Annotated in this window: 13 protein-coding genes and 1 pseudogene; 11 read left to right on the top strand and 3 right to left on the bottom strand. The window is 50.9% G+C overall.

Features of this window, described 5'->3' with window-relative positions; genetic code table 11:
• Positions 1-65: 65 nt before the first annotated feature.
• Positions 66-725 carry a suppressor of fused domain protein gene (locus LK536_RS35015; RefSeq protein WP_227794641.1) on the bottom strand — a complete coding sequence of 220 codons (660 nt, stop codon included), beginning with the start codon at positions 723-725 and terminating at the stop codon, positions 66-68.
• A gap of 261 nt (positions 726-986) precedes the next feature.
• On the opposite strand from LK536_RS35015, the gene LK536_RS35010 reads away from it, so the two are divergent.
• The 5 genes from LK536_RS35010 to LK536_RS34990 all read left to right on the top strand — a co-directional run bounded on the left by LK536_RS35010 (position 987) and on the right by LK536_RS34990 (position 6,289).
• Entirely contained in the window at positions 987-2,315 is a 1,329-nt protein-coding gene (locus LK536_RS35010) for an ABC transporter substrate-binding protein (protein ID WP_008723596.1), read from the top strand.
• A gap of 94 nt (positions 2,316-2,409) precedes the next feature.
• On the top strand, positions 2,410-3,315 hold the full coding sequence (locus LK536_RS35005; RefSeq protein WP_008723598.1) for a carbohydrate ABC transporter permease: 906 nt from the start codon (positions 2,410-2,412) through the stop codon (positions 3,313-3,315).
• Between the two features lie 17 nt (positions 3,316-3,332).
• Positions 3,333-4,223 carry a carbohydrate ABC transporter permease gene (locus LK536_RS35000; protein WP_025484460.1) on the top strand — a complete coding sequence of 297 codons (891 nt, stop codon included), beginning with the start codon at positions 3,333-3,335 and terminating at the stop codon, positions 4,221-4,223.
• Positions 4,224-4,258: 35 nt separating this feature from the next.
• Complete coding sequence (locus LK536_RS34995) at positions 4,259-5,185, top strand: nucleotidyltransferase family protein (RefSeq protein WP_008723602.1); 927 nt, start codon at positions 4,259-4,261, stop codon at positions 5,183-5,185.
• A 3-nt stretch (positions 5,186-5,188) separates the two neighbouring features.
• Complete coding sequence (locus LK536_RS34990; RefSeq protein ID WP_040382024.1) at positions 5,189-6,289, top strand: phosphotransferase enzyme family protein; 1,101 nt, start codon at positions 5,189-5,191, stop codon at positions 6,287-6,289.
• A gap of 230 nt (positions 6,290-6,519) precedes the next feature.
• Here the strand turns inward: LK536_RS34990 and LK536_RS34985 are convergent, their stop codons facing one another.
• On the bottom strand, positions 6,520-8,652 hold the full coding sequence (locus LK536_RS34985) for a helix-turn-helix transcriptional regulator (RefSeq protein ID WP_227794640.1): 2,133 nt from the start codon (positions 8,650-8,652) through the stop codon (positions 6,520-6,522).
• Between the two features lie 198 nt (positions 8,653-8,850).
• Here LK536_RS34985 and LK536_RS34980 point away from each other — a divergent pair, with 198 nt between their 5' ends.
• From LK536_RS34980 to LK536_RS34955, 6 genes and pseudogenes are all read left to right on the top strand, one after another.
• Positions 8,851-9,969 carry an ABC transporter substrate-binding protein gene (locus tag LK536_RS34980; RefSeq protein ID WP_025484446.1) on the top strand — a complete coding sequence of 373 codons (1,119 nt, stop codon included), beginning with the start codon at positions 8,851-8,853 and terminating at the stop codon, positions 9,967-9,969.
• Positions 9,970-10,123: 154 nt separating this feature from the next.
• The gene (locus tag LK536_RS34975) at positions 10,124-11,215 is read left to right on the top strand and encodes an ABC transporter ATP-binding protein (protein ID WP_008723625.1); all 1,092 of its coding nucleotides are present in this window, start codon (positions 10,124-10,126) and stop codon (positions 11,213-11,215) included.
• Positions 11,212-12,945 carry an ABC transporter permease gene (locus LK536_RS34970; RefSeq protein WP_050927351.1) on the top strand — a complete coding sequence of 578 codons (1,734 nt, stop codon included), beginning with the start codon at positions 11,212-11,214 and terminating at the stop codon, positions 12,943-12,945. Before LK536_RS34975 ends, LK536_RS34970 begins: the two co-directional genes overlap by 4 nt.
• Positions 12,946-12,949: 4 nt before the next feature.
• On the top strand, positions 12,950-14,059 hold the full coding sequence (locus LK536_RS34965) for an ABC transporter ATP-binding protein (protein ID WP_025484445.1): 1,110 nt from the start codon (positions 12,950-12,952) through the stop codon (positions 14,057-14,059).
• A gap of 181 nt (positions 14,060-14,240) precedes the next feature.
• Positions 14,241-15,038, top strand: coding sequence for a GntR family transcriptional regulator (locus tag LK536_RS34960; protein WP_025484443.1), 798 nt, complete (start codon positions 14,241-14,243; stop codon positions 15,036-15,038).
• 77 nt (positions 15,039-15,115) lie between these two features.
• Positions 15,116-15,217 (top strand): annotated as a pseudogene (locus LK536_RS34955) (DUF6783 domain-containing protein); the annotation flags it as partial.
• Here the strand turns inward: LK536_RS34955 and LK536_RS34950 are convergent.
• Positions 15,179-15,265 (bottom strand): DUF6783 domain-containing protein, encoded by an 87-nt coding sequence (locus LK536_RS34950; protein ID WP_329602183.1) that lies wholly within the window; start codon positions 15,263-15,265, stop codon positions 15,179-15,181. The pseudogene LK536_RS34955 and the gene LK536_RS34950 sit on opposite strands and share 39 nt — an antisense overlap.
• Between the last annotated feature and the right edge of the window lie 14 nt (positions 15,266-15,279).

Genomic DNA, 15,279 nt, shown 5'->3' with positions numbered 1-15,279 from the left:
TCTTTTGGGTATCCCTCTTCTTTGGATATCCAGGGTTTGTTTTAAAATCCAAACAGGCCAGATGCCTACAGATATGATTTTGTCCTGTCCATATCCGTTATCAGATTCGGATTCTCCTCTTTCATACGCTGAAGCAGAAGCCGGATTTTATCCGTGCGTCCATGAATGGACTGGAACTCCTGTTCCGTTATGCCGACCAGCTGTATGAACCCTGTTTTCCCATAAACTGTATCCTGTGTCAATGCCTCGGTATCAGATACGGTCACCAGCGCGGTAATGGCGGATCCTGTCCCGATATGGAGGGATTCGCCGTTGCCGGCAATGTACTGGTATGGTTCAAAGAATTTCTTTTGTGTATAGGTATACCGTGCCAGGTTTGACAGCATGCTGATGGCCCAGAGGCAGTCTTCCGGCGTCTGCGCCTTCAGCTTGATTGTCATTTCGTAGCCCCATCTGTTCCATTCGCCCCCAAATGCCTTTTCATCCGCATAGAGTTCCGTCATGCCATAGGTGACAATATGTTTATACCCCTTTGGCGAATCATAAATGGAATACCCGTCCAGATACTCCCTGCCGCCAAGCATTGCCCGGGCGGCCATGTTTGTTGCATAATGCCTGGGATCCTGTCCCGGATAAAGCCGTTCAAATTCCTGGTCAATGGCTTCCCAGCCCGGCGCCCATTCAGAATCATCTTTTAATTTTTCCATAAATTCTTCTTTCGTCATATGGCCCTCCGCGTTAGCTTTCCTTACTGTTATTTTACCATACGGACAGTCTGCCTGCAATCTACAGATGACTGTGAGAAATGATACATGTGATGGCGGGGGGAGTCATATATTTGTATAATATATATAAAAATAGTCTTATCGTACAAATTTAATAATCAATAGTCCAAAGAATATAATGTGCAATTTTACTATACTAAGGGTATCAGAAATGTATTTGAAGGGACAAAAACACAAATATATTCAAGGAGGAAGTATTATATGAAAAGAAGGAAATTATGGGCACTGGCACTGACAGCAGCAATGGTCGGCTCACTGACAGCCTGTGGAGGCGGGTCCAAACCAGCGGAGACAACCGCGGCACCGGCAGCCGCAACCACGGCAGCAGATAATTCTGCAGCAGCCGATACCCAGGCGCCGTCCGGCGACGGAGGAAGCCTTGTATACTGGTCCATGTGGGAAGCCACCGAGCCTCAGGGCAAGGTCATCAAGGAAGCAGTTGACCAGTTCTCAGCAGATACGGGAATCGCGGTTGACCTGCAGTTTAAGGGACGTACCGGTATCCGTGAAGGCCTTCAGCCCGCACTGGACGCAGGAACCAATATTGATCTGTTTGACGAGGACATTGACCGCGTGAACAAGACATGGGGCGCCTACATCATGGACCTGGAAGAACTGGCCAAGGCCAATGATTATGAAGCCACGGCAAGCGCAAGCCTGATGGGGGCCTGCCGGGAAGTAGGAGATGGAACCTTAAAGTCCATTCCTTACCAGCCTAATGTATTTGCATTTTTCTACAACCAGTCCATCTTTGATGAGGCCGGTGTGACCGCAGTACCCACCACATGGGCGGAACTGGACGCCGCATGCCAGAAGATTAAGGATGCAGGCTATACACCGATTACATGTGACGATGCTTATATCCTCTGCATGTTCGGATATCATATGTCCAGGATTAACGGATATGATAAGACCTCCGATATTGTAAAGAACAACAAGTGGGATGATCCATCCGTCCTTGAGATGGCTAAGGCATATGAGGATTTCGCCAACAAGGGATATTTCTCAGAGGGCATTGCCTCCAACGTATGGCCGGCAGGACAGAACCAGGAACTGGCCATGGGCACCGCGGCCATGTACCTGAACGGCTCCTGGCTTCCCAACGAGGTTAAGGATATGGCCGGGGATGATTTCCAGTGGGGTTGCTTCAGCTACCCGGCGGTTGAGGGCGGCACGGACGGCACGGAAGCAGCTAACTTCGGCGCACAGGTACTGGCAATCAACAAGGATTCCAAGAACGCAGAGGCTGCATTCCAGCTGATTACATACTTAACCAAGGGCGAATTTGACAAGAAGCTTTCCGTTGAGTCAGTAGGTATCCCTTCCGATTCAACCAATACCGAGTGGCCTGCACAGATTGCATGCGTGCAGCCGGTCATGGAAAGCCTGAGCACACGTTATCCATGGGCAGCAGGCGCAGAGGACAACGTGGATATGACCCCAATCATCAAAGAGAACATGATGAAGCTCTGCGGCGGTTCCATTACAGCGGATGAGTTCGTAGCCAATCTCCAGGCAGCAGGCAAATAACAGAATATCACGGTAACAGCATCATTGAGGTGGCATCGTCTAACGCTGCCACCTCTTTTACACGTTTCATCAAGTAAAATAAGGAGGCACTGGTGTGAAAAGAAACAAAGGAATGATATTCGCGTTTATGACACCGGCGGTGGTGATGTTTATCCTGGTGTTCCTTTATCCTATCATCAGGACGGTTCTGATGAGCTTTTTCAAGATAGAGGGAATCACGGATTCCATGTCAAAATGGACCTTCACCGGAATTGACAACTACGTTAAATTGGCCAACACCACATTGTTCCGCATGTCCATGTGGAACCTGGTCCGCATATGGTTTATCGGAGGCATTATCGTCATGTCGCTGGCGCTTTTGTTTGCAGTCATCATCACCAGCGGCATCCGGTTCAAGAGCTTTTTCAGGGCCATGATTTACCTGCCCAATATTGTCAGTGCGGTTGCCCTGGCAACCATGTGGCTGCAGTATGTATACAGCCCCAAGTTCGGACTTTTAAAGTCATTTTTCACAGCCATCGGGCTGGATTCCATTGCCAAGATACAATGGCTGGACAACGACCATAAGTTCATGGCGCTGCTGCTTGCGTACTGCTTTGGCATGGTAGGTTACCATATGCTGATATTCTCCAGCGGTATCGAGAGGATCAGTGACGAGTATTTTGAAGCGGCAACCCTGGACGGCGCCAATAAGTTCAACCAGTTCCGCTACATCACACTGCCCTTGCTCAAGGGCGTGTTCAGGACGAATATTACCATGTGGAGCGTCACAAGCGTTGGATTCTTCGTGTGGTCACAGCTGTTTTCAACGGTTACGGCTGATACGCAGACCATCACGCCCATGGTTTATCTCTATATGCAGATTTTCGGCGCGGGAAACAGTGTGACAGAGAGGAACTCGGGTATCGGTGCGGCGGTTGGCGTCATGCTGAGCGTGTGCGTGGTTGCCGTGTTCTGGCTGTGTAATCATCTTCTGAAAGATGATGATCTGGAATTCTAAGGGAGGGGGAAATGTATATGTCAGGAATGTTCGGTAAGAAAGAAAAGAGATACAGTGAACCCATCCGTTGGAAGAAGGAGCTGAAACTGGCGCCTGGTTATCTGCTTCTGACCCTGTGGATTTTCTTTACCCTGGTGCTTTTGGGCTGGGTGCTCTGCGCCAGCTTTTCCACCACCAAGGAGATATTCTCCAACAAGCTGCTGGAGAGCGGGCTTCATTTTGAGAATTATGTGAAGGCATGGGTGAACTCCGATGTGTCCACCATATTCTTTAATTCGCTGTTTTACTCCATTGTGTCCTGCACCATGCTGATTGTCATATGCGCGCCTGCCGCTTATGCACTGTCACGTTTTGACTTTGTGTGCAATAAGCTGATACAGACGGGGCTGGTGGCATCCATGGGTGTTCCTGTGGTCATGATCGTGCTTCCGCTGTTTGCAATGGTGGCAGGACTTAACATCCTTAATAATGTGGCTGCCAACAGGGGCACGCTGATTTTCCTGTATATCGGCATCAATGTGCCATATACCACCATATTCCTTACCACCTTTTTTGCCAACCTTTCCAGGGCATTTGAGGAGGCGGCTGCCATAGACGGCTGCCCGCCGGTAAAGACCTTCTGGCTGATCATGCTTCCTATGGCCCAGCCGGGTATTGTGACCGTGACCATTTTCAACTTTATCAACATCTGGAATGAATACTTCATTTCCCTGATATTTGGTAACTCGGATAAGGTGCGTCCTGTTGCGGTGGGATTGTACTCCATGATTAACTCCATGAAATACACAGGAGACTGGGCCGGTATGTTCTCGGCCGTTGTCATCGTTTTCCTGCCCACCTTCATCCTGTATATTTTCCTGTCTGAGAAAATCATTGCAGGTGTCACGGGCGGCGGTGTTAAGGGTTAACCACAAAATGAATCGAGTGAAAGAAGGACGAAGACATGGGAAAAAAACCGGTACTGGTGATTATGGCGGCTGGTATGGGAAGCCGTTACGGCGGGTTAAAGCAGATTGACCCGGTGGATGAATATGGCAATATCATCATTGATTTCTCCATTTTTGATGCAAAACAGGCTGGATTTGAGAAGGTTATCTTCATTATCAAGAAGGCCATTGAAACGGAATTTAAGATCCATATCGGCAACCGTATCAGCAGGTATATGGACGTGGCCTATGTGTACCAGGAGGTGGATAAGATCCCGGAAGGGTTTGAGGTGCCGGAGGGCCGCGTGAAACCATGGGGCACCGCCCATGCAGTGCTGTGCTGTAAGGATCTGATTGACGGCCCGTTTGCAGTCATCAATGCGGATGACTACTATGGGAAGGAAGCATTTCACATGATTTATGACCAGCTGGCATCGGTGGAGGATGATGACAGGTACCAGTATACCATGGTCGGCTACCAGCTCTACAACACCCTGACAGAGAATGGACATGTGGCAAGGGGCGTGTGCTCGGTGGACGGGGAGAACCACCTGGCGGATATCCATGAGCGCACAAGGATTGAGAAGCATGGCAGCCTGGCGGAATATACGGAGGATGACGGGGCCACATGGGTTGGACTGCCGGAATCCACCATTGTATCCATGAACATGTGGGGATTTACGAAAAGTATCCTGGGCGAACTGGATGGACGGTTTGGGGCGTTCCTGGAACAGAACCTGCCTGTTAATCCGCTGAAATGTGAGTATTTCCTTCCATTTGTGGTGGATGAACTGCTTAAATCAGGCCGGGCAGAGGTCACTGTGTTAAAAAGCGTGGACCGCTGGTACGGCGTTACTTACAAGGAAGACAAGGAAATGGTGGTAAAGGCCATAAAAGGACTGAAGGACAGCGGGCTGTATCCACAAAAACTGTGGGAGGATTAGGTGATGAGTGCAGAACTGGAGACATGTATACTGGAGGAAGCGGCGGGGGCGTTTGCCACGGACGGTGGAATAGTAAGCTGTGAGCGCTATGGAAGCGGGCATATCAATGATACATTTAAACTGGTGTGCGGCCGTCCCTATATCCTTCAGAGGATGAACGATGACATTTTTAAGGACCCGGTGTCCCTGATGAAGAACATTGAAGGGGTTACCACCTTCTTAAGGCAGGAGGTCATTAAACATGGCGGGGACCCTGACCGGGAGACCCTGAACCTGGTAAAGACCAGGGACGGCGGTACATTCTATATCGACAGTGCGGGGAATTACTGGAGGATGTACCTGTTTATCGGAGGCGCAACCTGCTATAACCTGGTGGAGAAACCGGAAGACTTTTATCAGAGCGGCAAGGCATTTGGCCATTTCCAGCGCCTGCTGTCTAAGTATCCGGCCAGGGAACTGACCGAAACCATACCTGGCTTCCATGACACGCCAAAACGGTTTGAACGGTTTAAGGAAGTGGTGGGGCAGGATATCTGCCACAGGGCTGCCGGGGTGCAGGAAGAAATCCGGTTTGTCATGGACAGGGGAGCCGACATGGGGCTGGCCATGGATATGCTGGAGAAGGGGGAGCTGCCCTTAAGGGTAACCCACAATGACACGAAGCTTAACAATATCATGATTGACGATCAGTCAGGCGAGGCAATCTGCATCATTGACCTGGATACGGTGATGCCCGGTCTTTCCATCTTTGATTTTGGCGATTCCATCCGGTTCGGCGCCAATACGGCAGAGGAGGACGAGACGGATTTAAGCAAGGTATCCCTGTCCCTGCCGCTGTTTGAAATTTATACAAAGGGATTCCTTGAGGGATGCGCCGGAAGCCTTACCGGGAAGGAAATCAGGATGCTCCCACAGGGCGCGCGGCTCATGACGCTGGAATGCGGGATGCGTTTCCTGACGGATTATCTGGAAGGCGACACTTACTTTAAGATTGCCAGGGAGCAGCACAACCTGGACCGCTGCCGTACCCAGTTCGGTCTGGTGGAGGATATGGAGAAGAAGTGGATGGAAATGGAACGGATTGTGGATTCATTCTGTGGATGAAGCGGGTTTTGTGGATAAAGCGGGTTTTGTAGATAAAGTGGGATGTGTGTATGAAGCGGAATGTGCGGATGAAGCATGATCCTGCGGTTAAAGTAGACTCTGCGGATTAGCAGGATATGAAGGATAAGGACGGCTGCCTGGGGATGTGTAGTATCATCCCGGCGGGGCCGTCCTTTTTATGGCAGTATCCAGCGGTTATATGCCTCCCTGTGCCAGGTTTATCCTGCCCTTCACCCCGCCCGGTACGTTGCCGGGGTAATCCCCGTAAGCTTCTTAAACAGCACATAAAAGTACTTAATATTCGAGAACCCCACGCTCTGGGCAATCTCCTCCACTGACAGGTCGGTCTGGCGCAGCAGGCGCATGCTTTCCTCCAGTCGGCAGGTATTGATATAATCGTTGATGGAACGGCCGTAGGAATTCTTGAACAGCCGACCCAGATAGGCGTTGTTCATCTGGATCATATCCGCAATGCGCTGGGAGTTGAGGCTGCTGTCGTGGTAGTGTTCCTGGACGATGCCCTTGATCTGTTTTGCCAGTTCGGAGTATTTTTCCGCCTTTTTCTCGCTGTAATTCTCACAGATGGCCACAAATGCGCGGTCAAATGCCTGATCTATCTCGTCCAGGTCCTTAATCTGCTCCAGGGATTCCGGCAGCAGTTTCTGGCTGTCCTTTAGCAGTTCAGATGAAAATTCATTCAATATATTGCAGATGGTATCCTCGGCCCGGTTGAGGATGTACTGGAAGTCATCATACCTGTAGTTGGCAATGGTGTCGCGGATTTCCTGCCATTTGGCCCTGCTCAGGTCCAGACTGCCGGACTTGAGGCGCACAATCAGGTCCGTAAAATCCCGGGTGGTCACGGTGTTGGCGGAAGCCTTTGTGAAAAGCGCTTCCTCCGGAACCAGCCGGTCCTCCTGGTTCAGCACCAGGCTTAACCTGCGCAGCTCATGGAGATTGGAGGAATGCACCGGCAGACTGTCAAAGTCCGTGAACAGGACGCTTTGGAACAGGCGGCAGTCCAGTGTCCCTGACAGGTACAGGGCCAGGCTGTGATAGTCTTCCTCCGATTGGTAGACGCCGATGCAGGCATAAATATGGGAGGATTTGGTGACCACCAGCTCGGGATGCTGCTTCTCCACCAGCCCATAGATGTCCTTTCTGTGAAGGGCATGTATCAGCATAAGCCCAAAGGGACCTTCCATATCTTTAAACAGCCGTGCAGATGATAGGGAAAGCTTACCTGCCAGCATATCATAAAAAATCTGTTCCAGGCTGGTGCGCTCGGACCTGGACACCACGGCATCAATCTGCTCCTTCAGCGGAAGGGGCGGGGTATCCTGGACATCTGCCTCATCCCCTTCCAGGAACTTGTTGATGGTGGTGATGGCGTCCTTCATTTTCAGCATGGGCATCAGGGCGTAAATCAGCAGGATAAGCAGGGCGCAGCCAAAGACAGAGATTAATGTGACCATAAAATACACGACAATCTGCCGGAAGTATAAAAGGCGGGGCAGGGCTTTGGACAGGGAGGAAATCTTCATATAGGTGTGCCCGGTGGTCAGGGATTCATAATACATGCAGATTTCCTTTTTCTTTTTGTTGATAAAATACCCGCTGTTTTTTTCAATTGTAATAAGCGGATAGTAGTCCGCATACTTTTCAAGGAGCGAATCGCTGGCCGATACCAGCACGTCTCCTTTTTTATTGATGACAATCAGGTCCGAGGACGGATTGGAAGCCAGCAGGGCCCGCTTGTACCATTCGCTTTTGACGGTGATGATCAGGGTGCTGGGTTTGGGGGAACCATTGGGATTAATCTCATAAAACATGAAGGTATAAAATTCCCGTCCCTCAGGTCCCTCCTCATGGCTGTAAATGGGCTTAAACCGGTTTTCGTTGGTGCGGTTCATCAGCAGTTCCCGGATCTGCGTGTTCCTGTAGGTATCGATGGACTGGTCCGGGAAGGACGGGTCTGTGGAGTATACCCGGTTGGTATATCCGTTATGGATGATGATGGACTCGGCAAATTCCGTGGAACTTAAGGACGTGTTCAGATCCCTGGTCATGTATACGCGGTCCGTATTGGAAAACGAAGCAGCGCCCATCATGGTTTTAACTGCATTGGAATAAAAAAGCTGCATCCCATAGTTCACAATGGATGAATTGATGGTTTCGGTCAGGGTATCAATCTGGATGGCAAAATCCCGGTTCAGGTCTGAGATGGAGTCGTAGGTGATGCGCTCAAAGATGCGGAACAAGGTGAAAAAGACAGCGGAAAGCATCACGATAAATCCTGTGCCAAAGGCCAGGATGCGGATTGCCTGTCTGATTTTTTTCGATTCATATACCGGTTTATTCATATTTTTACCTTCCACAGTATCGTTTAATTTTTGTAAGGTTTAAAAATTGTACATCGGTTTACTTCCGCATTTTTCATACTTTACATAGTTTAGCATAAAATTTACAATCAAATCAACTGCAAAACAAACAAATTGCACAAGGGAATGTGAAAATTATCCCAGATGCAAAAATTAAACGTATTGAGGGAGGTATTATCTATGAAGAAAACATTAGCAGTTATCCTGGCATCAGCAATGGCAGTGTCACTGACAGCCTGCGGCGGTTCCAAGGCGCCGGAGACAACGGCGGCAAAGACCGAGGCCCCTGCAGCAGATTCCAAAGCAGAAGACTCCAAAATGGAAGATAAGGCAGAGGACACCCAGGCAGCCGGCGGCGATGCCCAGGCGGCTTCTGACGCATCCGGCAATGTCATGCTCTACTCCTCCATGCAGGAAGACCAGCTTATGGCCATCAAGGAAGGGTTTGAAAAGAAGTATCCTAACATTAAGATGGATTATTACTTTGCAGGAACCGGCAAGGTCATCACAAAAATCGCAACCGAGCACCAGTCCGGGCAGGTGGCGGCAGACGTTATATGGGTAGGAGACCCGTCTGACTACATAGGATTTAAGAAGGAAGGCATTCTTGCAAAATACTCCTCTCCGGAAGCAGGCGCCATTGCGGATAAGTTCATTGATTCAGAAGGATATTACACCGGGGCGCGTATGATGAACATGTCCATCGGATATAACTCATCCCTGGTCACGGAGGAAGAGGCCCCCAAGTCATGGAATGACCTGCTGGATGCCAAGTGGAACAACCAGATTGTCATGACAGACCCGTCTTCCGCCGGAACAACCAAGTACTTTGTAGGGGCGCTGCTTTCCAGCCCTGACTACGGCGAGGAGTATTTCCAGAAATTAAAAGATAACGGATGCGAGCTGGAGTCCGGCACGACCGCAACCCATAACCAGGTAGCGGCCGGGGCTTATAAGGTCGGCATCATGCTGGATTATGTGACACAGAACCTGATGGATGAAGGCTCACCTTTGGGCTTTACGTATATTGATTCCGACCTGGTATCCATCTTCTCCCCAATCGGTCTGGTGGAAGGATGCGCCAATGAGACAAACGGAAAGCTGCTGTATGATTTCATCCTTTCCAAGGAAGGCCAGGAAATCCTGGTTGAGAACAACCTGCTCTCTGTAAGGGATGATGTTGACCAGAAGGGCGCAAGCGTGGAAGATATTGCCAAGGCAGCCATGACAGTTGACCTCCAGTCCCTGTCTGATAATTCAGACCAGATCATCGACACATTTGACAAGATTTTTAAGTAAGGATATGGGTATGGATTCCAGGCAGGAATCCGGGTAAGGAACGTAAGTGTATGGATGCGGGGCCGGAAGAAGTTCCGGCCCTGTTAAATGTAATGGATTAAATTAGATGGATTGGATTAAATGGATTGGAATATAAGGGACAGGAGGAACTAGAATGGCCAGTATCAAGTTTGACAACGTATCTTTTGCCTATGGGGACAATCAGATATTAAAGAACTTTTCCCTGGACGTGGATGACAGCCAGATCATGTGCCTGGTAGGCCCGTCGGGATGCGGAAAAACCACATTAATCCGCTGCCTGCTGGGATTCAACAAGCCAAGTTCAGGGGAGATATGGATTGGGGACCGGTGTGTGTTCTCCCAGGCAAAGCGCATTAACATCCCGCCGGAGCGCCGCGGCGTGGGCGTGGTGTTCCAGGATTACGCCGTGTGGCCCCATATGACGGTCCTGGAAAATGTCTGCTACCCCATGAAGAAACGCAGGATGTCCAAGGCGGAGATTAAGCAGAAGGCGGAAAATGCCTTAAAGCAGGTCCGCATGACGGAATATGCCAATTATCTGCCCAGCCAGCTTTCCGGAGGGCAGCAGCAGCGTGTAGCCATTGCCAGGGCATTGGTCAGCTCGGATGCGGTCATTGTCATGGATGAACCGATTACCAATCTGGACGCCAAGCTCCGTGAGGAAATGCTCATCGAGATACGGCAGATCCAGAAGAACATAGGCACCACGATTTTTTATATTACCCATGACCAGGAGGCGTCCCTGCAGCTGTGCGACAAGATGGCAATCATGAACCAGGATGGGGAGCTGTGCCAGCTTGGAGCGGACGAGGACATCATCCTCAGGCCGGCCAACCGGTTTGTGTTTGAGTTCATCGGCGTGTCCAATTTCTTTACACTGAGCAAACTGGGCAGCGACTGGTGCTTTGCCGGGAACAGGAAGCTGGTATTTGACGGGGAGGTTCCTGCGGGATTTGACAGGCAGGGGGTTGTGGATATGGGGGTCAGGCCCAACAATATCACCTTTGACCCGGCTTCGCCTGTAAAGGCAAAGGTAAAGCGCTCCGTATTCCTGGGGAGTGAATACGATTATTTTGTGGAGTTTGACGGCAGGGAGGTCCGTGTCCAGAAAAATGCTTTTGACGCCATGCATACAGGCGCAGTGGAACAGGAAGGGGATACGGTTGGACTTAGGTTCGTAAGTCCGGAGTTTTATCCCGCTGCCGGAAAGGAGGAAGCCGTATGACATTCAGGAGAAAACGCGCCATGACCAGCGGCTCGGAGCTGGCCGCCATGGAGGGCAGGCGGTTCGGCCTGGACCAGGCCATGACAGGTTTAAGCTTTGTACTGCTGCTCATCATTGTGGCAATTCCTATTTTCATGATTGTGTACAATGCATTTTTCTATGAGAATAAGTTTGATATCAGCCTTTTCATATCAGTCATAGGAAATGTAGATAACCTGAAGGCAATGTGGAATACAATCGTGATTGCCCTTGCAGTTACTTTATTCGGGACCATAATGGGCCTGTTCTATGCATGGCTTCTGGGACGGAGCGATATTCCGGCCAAAGGCTTCATGCGGGCCATGTTCACCATCCCTTATATGTTCCCTCCGTTCTTCGGGGCCATGGCGTGGGATCTGCTCTTTTCCGGCAGGGCCGGTTACGTGAACAAATGGCTGATGGCCACCTTCCATCTGGCCAATGCGCCCATCAACATCAACAGCATCGGCGGCATCATATTCGTGGAGTGTTCTTATTACTTCCCATTTGTATTCATGCAGGTGGTAAGCGCGCTGGAGCGCATGGACCCCACGCTGGAGGAATCGGCCAGGATTGCAGGCGCGAAGCAGGGCCAGGTCATTGCAAAAATCACGATTCCGCTTGTAAAGCCCGCCATATCCGCAGGCGCGCTGCTGATACTGATTTCCTCGCTGGCACATTTCGGCGTGCCTTCCATCCTTGGTTTTTCCAAGAATATTTACACGCTGCCAACCATGATATATGCACTGATTTATAAATCCTCGGGAAGCTTTGAGGGAATCCGGCAGGGCGCGGCCCTTTCCATCCTTTTGGTGGCGGTGGTGTCTGTGGCCCTGGTAATCCAGAAGCGGGTGTTAAGTTCAGGCAGCTATGATATCATCAAGGGCAAATCCATGCGGCCCACGCTCATTAAGCTTAGAGGGGCAAAGTACCCCCTGCTGGCATTTGCCTGCCTGACACTGGTTGTCATTGTCGTGGTCCCGCTGGTGATGATATTCCTGGTAGCCCTTGTAAATGCATACGGACTGCCGCTTACGCCGGAGAACTTCTCACTGAAGAATTATCAGAAGGTGCTGACCTCCCCGGCCACCCTGGATTCCATCAAGAACTCGCTGTTCCTGTCCGTCACGGCCGGAATCGTGTGTATGTTCTTAGGCGTCATGGTTGCATACGTTATCAACCGGATTAAGCCAAAGGGGAAAGGCGTCCTGGAAATCCTTTCCGTGCTTCCGTATTCCATACCGGGCACGGTGCTGGCAATCGGCGTCATCCTTTCCTGGTCCGGTTCCATTTTCGGAATCAAGCTTTATAATACCATTTGGATCATCCTGGTGGCATACATGGCAAGGTATCTGTCCTTCTCCATGAAGAGCGCGTCCGCATCCCTGCAGCAGGTGAACTCGTCCCTGGAGGAAGCGTCCAGGGCCTGCGGCGCATCCCATACAGAATCCTTAAAGGATATCACCCTGCCCTTAATCCGGCCGGCCATGGTATCGGGCTTCTTCCTGATATTCCTTCCGGCCATGAGGGAGCTGACCACATCCATCCTTCTGTACGGGCCGTATACAAGGACATTGGGCGTGCAGATCTACTCCCTGCGCGATGCGGGCATGATACCCCAGGCGTCCGCCCTGGCATCACTGGCAATCCTGATCATTATTATATGTAATACAATTGTTACGCAAATCACCAAGGACAGGAAGGGAGCGTAAGATTATGGCACAGGAACAGGTAATATTACAGCATGTTACAAAACGCTTCACAACCAGAACCATGGGCACGGTTACGGCGGTGGATGATTTTAACCTCAGCATAAAGGAAGGGGAGTGCTTCTCCTTCCTGGGGCCTTCGGGCTGCGGCAAGACCACCACGCTGCGTATGATAGCCGGGTTTGAGGATCTGTCAGAGGGGGAAATCCATCTCTGCGGGAAACCGGTGTCGGTCAAGTCAAAGAATCTGTATGTGCCGCCGGAGGAGAGAGGGCTTGGGATGGTGTTCCAGGCATTTGCGGTATGGCCCCATATGAATATATTTGACAATGTGGCATTTCCCTTAAAAATCCAGAAGGTCAATAAAACGGATATGACAAAGCGGGTAAAGGAAGCTCTGCACCACTGCAGCCTGGATGGGCTGGAGGAGGTTTACCCATCCGACCTTTCCGGCGGCCAGCAGCAGCGGATTGCCCTGGCCAGGGCAATTGTCACTAATCCCAGGGTCATGCTTCTGGATGAACCCCTTTCCAATCTGGATCCCAAGCTTCGGGAATCCATGCGTTTTGAGATTAAGGAGCTTCAGAGGAAGTTTAATTTTACCATTATCTTCGTCACCCATGACCAGTCCGAGGCAATGGCCATATCGGACCGGATGATGGTCTGCGACATGGGCAGGATCATGCAGATTGACACACCGGAGAACCTCTACAGGAAACCTAACTCCAGGTTCGTCCACAGTTTCCTGGGCGAATCCACCTTCATGGATGTGGTCATCAAGGACAATAAGGCATATCCCAAGGGGGATATGGGCCAGTCCTTAAACCTGGCGGTTCCGGCTGATGCGGCCAGCGAGATGGTGGTGGCCACAAGACCTAACGCCATCCGGCTCACATCGGACCGGGGCTTCAGGACCCATGTGGAGAAGAGGATATTCCTGACAGACAGGACCGAGTATCTGGTGCCGGTGGGGGAACAGCTGGTGAAGGTGGAGACGCCCCACCGGGTGGTATTCTCCCCGGGCGAGGCCTGCTGCATCGATATCGCCGACCCCATGTGGTATCCGCTGGAAGATAAGAAGGCGGAGGAAGAGAGGATTAAGAGACAGCTGGTATGATGGGATGATTTGATACTGAAGGATTAGCTGCCGCCCGGCCTATTTACGCCGGGCGGTATTCGTGCATGCCGTCATGGGCCGCACCCTGTTCTGTATGGACAGGGTGCGGCTTATTTTGGTAGCCAAATGATTTGTTAGGGGGTATAATGGGGAAAGACAGTATATTTGCAGGAGGGGACAGATGACGGAGGATAATATGGTGGATTCCGTACCCAGAAGGGTCAGGAAAACCGATTTAAAATCACAGGTGGAAGAAGAACTTGTCCGCTTTATAAAACACATGGACCTGGCTGTCAACAGGAAGCTGCCAAGGGAGGAAGAACTGGCCCGGATGTTAGGCGTCAGCCGCATTACCCTGCGCAGCGTTCTGGATGATCTGTCTGCCAAGGGCATGATATTCCGCAAGCACGGGAAGGGTACATTTGTCAACAGCAGCTTCTTTGAGATGAAGGCCAGCTTTAACCCGGTCATGCATTTTGCAGATATGATAAGGAACAGCGGCTATGAGCCAAGGGTGGAGATGATTGACCATCAGATTGTGAAGGCGGACCGGGATGTGGCCGGACGTCTGGAGATAGAAGAGGGCAGCGACGCGCTGGTGTGCGATAAGATATTCTACGCGGACAAGCAGATATGCGCTGTTACCAGGGACTATATCCCCCTTTCATACCTGAACGGGGTGGATATGGCGGAGCTGGACCGCTATGTTAATTCTGTATTCTATTTTATGTATAAGGCCAGCGGCAAGAAGCTGGAGTGGGATAAGGTGGAACTGAACGCGGTGTACAGCCGGGATGACGCGCTGCTTGACCGGCTCTTAAAGGCGGCCGGGATTGGGCCTAAGGCGTTCCTGCTGCTTAAAGGGGTAAACTTTGACGAGGAAGGCACCCCGGCTGTGTATACATGGGAGTATGTGGATACGGAGATACTTAAATATAGCCAGATCCGTAAGAGGATTCTGCATTATGAGGATGTGTAGCGGGGGCAGGGGCACTTGGGGAAACCAGGTGCCTAAGAGCCTGTTTGAAAATTCATTCCCGCCGTCTGCCCTAAGGAATCCACCAGAGGTACCCCCTTAGGACAAAGCACGCCCCACTTCGCGGTATATTTGGCCCCGATTCAGTCAGCGTAGCCCGCTACGCCTCCATCATCGGGACCAAATCTCCCACAAAGTGGGACGCACAGCCGACGGAAAGCAATTTCCAAACACGCCCTAGATT

Source organism: Clostridium pacaense (assembly GCF_020709765.2).
GTDB classification, from domain to species: domain Bacteria; phylum Bacillota; class Clostridia; order Lachnospirales; family Lachnospiraceae; genus Enterocloster; species Enterocloster hominis.
This window is presented reverse-complemented; position numbering and strand designations above follow the sequence as displayed.

Bases quoted from the DNA above. Each gene is read 5' to 3' on its own strand.
- LK536_RS35010 (WP_008723596.1), top strand. From the start codon at position 987: ATGAAAAGAAGGAAATTATGGGCACTGGCACTGACAGCAGCAATGGTC.
- LK536_RS34980 (WP_025484446.1), top strand. From the start codon at position 8,851: ATGAAGAAAACATTAGCAGTTATCCTGGCATCAGCAATGGCAGTGTCA.
- LK536_RS34985 (WP_227794640.1), bottom strand. From the start codon at position 8,652: ATGAATAAACCGGTATATGAATCGAAAAAAATCAGACAGGCAATCCGC.
- LK536_RS34970 (WP_050927351.1), top strand. From the start codon at position 11,212: ATGACATTCAGGAGAAAACGCGCCATGACCAGCGGCTCGGAGCTGGCC.
- LK536_RS34975 (WP_008723625.1), top strand. From the start codon at position 10,124: ATGGCCAGTATCAAGTTTGACAACGTATCTTTTGCCTATGGGGACAAT.
- LK536_RS35000 (WP_025484460.1), top strand. From the start codon at position 3,333: ATGTCAGGAATGTTCGGTAAGAAAGAAAAGAGATACAGTGAACCCATC.
- LK536_RS34960 (WP_025484443.1), top strand. From the start codon at position 14,241: ATGACGGAGGATAATATGGTGGATTCCGTACCCAGAAGGGTCAGGAAA.
- LK536_RS34965 (WP_025484445.1), top strand. From the start codon at position 12,950: ATGGCACAGGAACAGGTAATATTACAGCATGTTACAAAACGCTTCACA.
- LK536_RS34990 (WP_040382024.1), top strand. From the start codon at position 5,189: ATGAGTGCAGAACTGGAGACATGTATACTGGAGGAAGCGGCGGGGGCG.
- LK536_RS34995 (WP_008723602.1), top strand. From the start codon at position 4,259: ATGGGAAAAAAACCGGTACTGGTGATTATGGCGGCTGGTATGGGAAGC.
- LK536_RS35015 (WP_227794641.1), bottom strand. From the start codon at position 725: ATGACGAAAGAAGAATTTATGGAAAAATTAAAAGATGATTCTGAATGG.